Genomic DNA, 1,768 nt, shown 5'->3' with positions numbered 1-1,768 from the left:
GTGGCGCTGTGGCGGAAGGCCCTGGCCCGGACGTTCGGCACCGACCCCAGCAGCCGCAGGTGCCGCGACGCCGGCGCGCGATGCCGGTTGAGCACGGTGTTGCCACAGCGGGTGGCGGTCGCGGTGTAGTCGATGCCGACCTGGTAGGTGTTGGACCAGGCGACCTCGTACTCGCAATCCTGCGCCGCGGCGGTGTGCCGCGCGACGATCGGCGAGCAGGCCTCCATGCGCAGCGCGCGGCCGATGATCGCCGACCCGCTGGTCTCGTTGAGGAAGGGGATGGCGACGTTGGGATCGAGCTGGCGCAGCTCAAAGTTCGGCGCGTCGAAGACATGCCGGTTGTGGTTGGAATAGGCGCCGGGCGCGTTCGACAGCCGGATCCCGAAGCGATCCAGGCTGGGGTTGATCCCGGTCGCGACGGCGAAATGGCCGCCATAATAGCGGATGGAGGTATTCCAGGCGGTCGCGGTGGCGCAGTGGATGTCGAGGCCGATGCGGTTGTTGAGGATGCGGCCGAGGTGGAAGGTGCTGTCCTCGACGCCGCGCCCATCGCCCAGCGTGCGCATGCCGATGGTGAAGCCCGAGACTAAGCGCAGCTCGACCACCGAGGCGTCGATGTTGCGCACCAGGATGCCGATGTCGGCCTCGTCGAGCCAGTCGGACTGGCTCTGCCGGATCACCTGCAGCCCGGCATAGTGCTTCTCGCCGTTGCGGACGGTGCCGCCATCGCCGAGCGTCAACACCGTGGCCGCGGCGGTACCGGTGTAGCGGAGCACCCCGTGCATGATCAGCCCGCGCGCGCCCCCGCCGAGGGTGACCCCGGCGGAGACGTTCCAAGTGCCGGGCGGGATCACCGCGAACTTCTGGTCCGCCGCGGCGCGATCGAAGGCCGCCTGGATGGCGCTGCGGTTGTCGGCAACGCCGTCGCCGAGGCCGCCGAAGTCGGAGGGCAGCACGGTCTCGCGGTCGCGCAGGTACTTGGCCAGATCGGTCTTGCTGACCGCGGTGTCGAGCACCAGCAGATCGTCGATGCGGGCGGGCATGGTGGAGTTCCCTACAGCGCAGTCGCTGTCACCGGCCCGGCGAGGGCGGAGACGTTGCCGTCGGCCGAGACGGCGCGCAGCCAGTACCAGCGGGTGTCGCCGGCGCTGAGGGCGGTGCGGTCCCAGAAGAGGCTGGTGGGCTCGGTGGGCAGCTTGACCGCCGCCGCGAGGCTGTTCGTGGTGGCCTCGAATACCTGCAGGCGGACGGCATCGGGCGGAAAGCCCCCGGAGAGGCGGATGCCACCGGCAATCCCCGTCGCCGTGGGGGCCGCCACCGCGGCCGGGACCAGCGCCTGCCGCCAGCCCGACACCGCGCTGCTGCGCGCCACGGCGCGCACCCGGAAGCCGGTCGGCTCGGCGGTGGGGATGGCGGCCGCCGTGGCGCCGAGGGAGCCGCCATAGCCCTGCCAGGCGGCGACGGAGGCCGGCAGGAACTCCACCTGGTAGCCGGCGAGGTGGGAGGAGCCGACCGCGGCCCAGGACACGGCCAGGACGGCAAAGGCCGTCGTCTGCGGCGTCTCCACCGCGATGCTGGCGGGTGCTGCGATGACGCCCGGGTTCGGCAGCACCACGGCGGGATTGCTCCCCGTGGCGCGCTCGTCGACCGCCGGGTTCCAGTCCCACACCGCGGCGTCCTCCTCCTCCAGGGTGAGGTCGACACCCCCCTCGGCGGCGAGCGACCAGGCGGTGACCCGCGCCGGGAAGGGCGCGAGCCGGTCGAGCGC

At 72.1% G+C, this 1,768-nt stretch carries 2 pseudogenes; both read right to left on the bottom strand.

Annotated elements, in window-relative coordinates:
• Positions 1–1,043, bottom strand: a pseudogene (locus tag KPL78_RS29990) (glycoside hydrolase family 55 protein); the annotation flags it as partial.
• A gap of 11 nt (positions 1,044–1,054) precedes the next feature.
• A pseudogene (locus KPL78_RS29985) lies at positions 1,055–1,768 on the bottom strand (phage tail protein); the annotation flags it as partial.

The organism is Roseomonas alba, assembly GCF_019430885.1.
GTDB lineage: Bacteria > Pseudomonadota > Alphaproteobacteria > Acetobacterales > Acetobacteraceae > Neoroseomonas > Neoroseomonas alba.
The sequence above is the reverse complement of the archived record's forward strand: the minus strand, read 5'-3'. Positions and strand labels throughout refer to the sequence as shown.